Here is a 2,693-nt window from a genome sequence, read left to right on the forward strand (position 1 = left end):
TCAGCCTGTTCCGCACCACGCCGAACTACACATATTGGGCATGGCCGCGCAAAAAGCTGACCTCGACCGATCACGACACCGGCAAGCAGAATTTCCTCATCAACGGCGTCGAGGAAAAGAAGGCGATCATGTGCCTGCAGAAGGCCGCCGCCTCCCGCGGGCCGTTCGACCCTGCCAACCGCCTGCGCGGCCGCGGCGCCTGGCGCGACGAGTTTGGCCGGCTGATCTGGCATTCCGGCGACAGCCTGTGGCTGGTCGAGAACGGCAAGCTGATGCAGAGCGCGCCCGGCGAGGTCTCCGGCGTGTTCTATTTCCGCGCGCCCTCGATCATGGCGCCATGGCCGGAAGCCGTGCCGGCGGAGGAAAGCCCGGCGCGCGAGATCTTCGACATGCTCAAAACGTGGAGCTGGGCACGGCCGCAGCTCGACCCCGTGATCGTGCTCGGCTCGATCGGCGTCATGTTCATGTCTGGCGCGCTGAAGGAACGGCCGCACACGGCAGTGATGGGCGACTTCGGCACGGGCAAGACCGCGCTGACCAACCTCATTCAATCGACGATCGGCGACGTGCTGTTGCGCGCGGAGAACCCGACCGAGGCCGGCGTGCGCCAGCGCATGGGCCTCGATGCCCTGCCCGTGGCGATCGACGAATTCGAGGCGAGCGAGGACAACGCGCGCGTGTCGAAGATCGTCGAGCTAAGCCGCATCGCCTATTCCGGCGGCACGCTGCTGCGCGGCGGCTCCGATCACAAGGGCGTCGAGTTCACCTCGCGCAACGCGTTCTTCTGCGGCGGCATCAACCTGCCGCCGATGAAGCCGCAGGATCTCAGCCGCTTCGCCATTCTCGACACGCGCAAGCTGCAGGTGAAGGGCAAAGTCGAGCCGAAGGCAGAGAAGGATTGGGGCCGGCAGGTGCTGCGCGCGCTGATGGACGCATGGCCGCGCTTCCCTGCGCTGCTGGCGGACTGGCGCAGCCTGCTCGCCGAAGCCGGCCTGACGGGCCGCGGCACGGATACCTATGGCACGCTGTTCGCCATGGCGCAGCTCATGCTCGGCGAAGAGGACATGGAAGCGCTGGGGCTCGACATCACCGAGCCGGCGCGGATCGGCGCCATCGTCGCAGAAGCCACGGCCGAGGAGCGCGCTCTGCAGGGCGAGAACTGGCGCGAGTGCATCGATCATCTGATGGGCGCGCCGATCGAGGCGATCAAGGGCGGCTCGCGCCCGACGATCGGCAGCGTCACCGAGGAGTTGGAAAAGGCCTACACGCAGGCGAGCGACTACGACCTGTCGACCGCGAAAGAGAAGATCTCGATGGCTGGCTGCGGCCTGATCTACGAGGCCGACGCGACGCTGCCGGCCGGCAAGGTGCGCTGGCTGCTCGCAGTGCCGCCCAAGGGGCCGCTGCTCGCGAAGATGTACCAGGGCACGAAGTGGCAACAAGGCGTCTGGTTTCGCGCGCTGAAGCAGGGCCCGCCGGAGGTGGTGCGATCAGGCCCACGCGGCAAGGTGGTGAAGATCAACCGCGCCGCCGAGCGGTGCCTGCTGATCGATCTGGCGGCTTACGACAAGCACACGGAGGCGACTGAGTGATTATCGCACGCATTGCCGGCGCAACGCGCGTCATCGGTCAATCGCAAGGTTATCTCGGCCTGCCTCTTCGCGATGAATTGCGCGAGGTCTCGATCGGCGGCGAGACGGTGCGATGCCGCGCCATGGTGACGGCGTGGGAGCCGACGCCGGATGAGGTCGAGCGCATCAAGTCAGGTGCGCCGATCTATCTGTGCGTGCTCGGCATCGCGCATCCGCCCGTCATGCTCGACGTTGGCGAGGTGCCGGAATGAGCAATAGGCTCAAGATCCCGCGCGAGCGCCGCCGGCAGCCTGAGACGATCGAGGATCTGCTCGCGCCCGATCGCGTGTGGGTGACGCCGGGCGGCTGCTGGCTGTGGCTCGGCGGTGATGACGGCTCCGGCGAGTGGCATGGGCTCGGCGCCTATGGGCGCATCCTGCGGCCCGGCACCCGGCGCGTGATGCCGGTGCACCGCTACGTCTTTGAGAAATTCGTCGGGCCGATCCCGTTCGGATACGACGTCGACCACATGTGCGCGAAGTGGGCGCCCGACCCGCGCCCTTGTCGGAAGTGCGTCAATCCCGACCATCTGCAGGCGATCCCGCCGTTGCTCAATCAGCAACTCAAGCTGTTGCGCCGGCGCGGCTACGGCATGGAGGAGCTGGATCTCGACGAGCCGCCGATCGAGCGGCCGGAAATGCCAAGCCCGGCGCCGTTGCTGGCACCGGGCGAGCGCGAGGAGGATGTGTGGCTGTGAGCCCTCAGCCCATCAGCTCGCGATATTTCTCGGCGCTCAGCTTCAGCTTGAGCATCAGCCGCAGCAATGCCGCGACAGATCCCGGCACGGGCGTTTCGCCTGACTTCCAATCGCGGCCGGTCTTGTCGTTCACACCCACCACGTTGAGGCAGAAATCGCGATTGGAGAAGCCCAGGCGATCGAGCGCCCGGGCGTATTCGTCATGCGACATCGGCTTCATTGGTGGCGCGCCTTCTTGTCGAAATACCGCCGCTCGGCCTCCTCGACCTCAACGCGGTAGCCCGCGTTCACATCCAGCCGGCAACGCTCCCGAAATTGTGTGCGTGTCAATCCCGCCGGCACGGCCGCTAAGATCTCGCGGATAT

4 protein-coding genes are annotated in these 2,693 nt (G+C 66.4%); 3 read left to right on the plus strand and 1 reads right to left on the minus strand.

The features are described 5' to 3' along the window. From AC629_RS47420 to AC629_RS41410, 3 genes are all read left to right on the plus strand, one after another. The coding region (locus AC629_RS47420) for a hypothetical protein (RefSeq protein WP_084810416.1) at positions 1 to 1,592 on the plus strand (1,592 nt) is incomplete at its 5' end. After that, complete coding sequence (locus tag AC629_RS41405) at positions 1,589 to 1,843, plus strand: hypothetical protein (RefSeq protein ID WP_084810417.1); 255 nt, start codon at positions 1,589 to 1,591, stop codon at positions 1,841 to 1,843. The genes AC629_RS47420 and AC629_RS41405, both read left to right, overlap by 4 nt. After that, entirely contained in the window at positions 1,840 to 2,328 is a 489-nt protein-coding gene (locus AC629_RS41410; RefSeq protein ID WP_084810418.1) for an HNH endonuclease, read from the plus strand. The genes AC629_RS41405 and AC629_RS41410 overlap by 4 nt, the downstream gene beginning before the upstream one ends. Positions 2,329 to 2,332: 4 nt before the next feature. Here AC629_RS41410 and AC629_RS41415 read toward each other — a convergent pair whose 3' ends face one another. Next, positions 2,333 to 2,548: a hypothetical protein gene (locus AC629_RS41415; RefSeq protein ID WP_084810419.1), complete on the minus strand. Its 216-nt coding sequence runs from the start codon at positions 2,546 to 2,548 to the stop codon at positions 2,333 to 2,335. Positions 2,549 to 2,693 lie beyond the last annotated feature (145 nt).

Source organism: Bradyrhizobium sp. NAS80.1 (assembly GCF_001908205.1).
Taxonomy (GTDB): Bacteria; Pseudomonadota; Alphaproteobacteria; order Rhizobiales; family Xanthobacteraceae; genus Bradyrhizobium.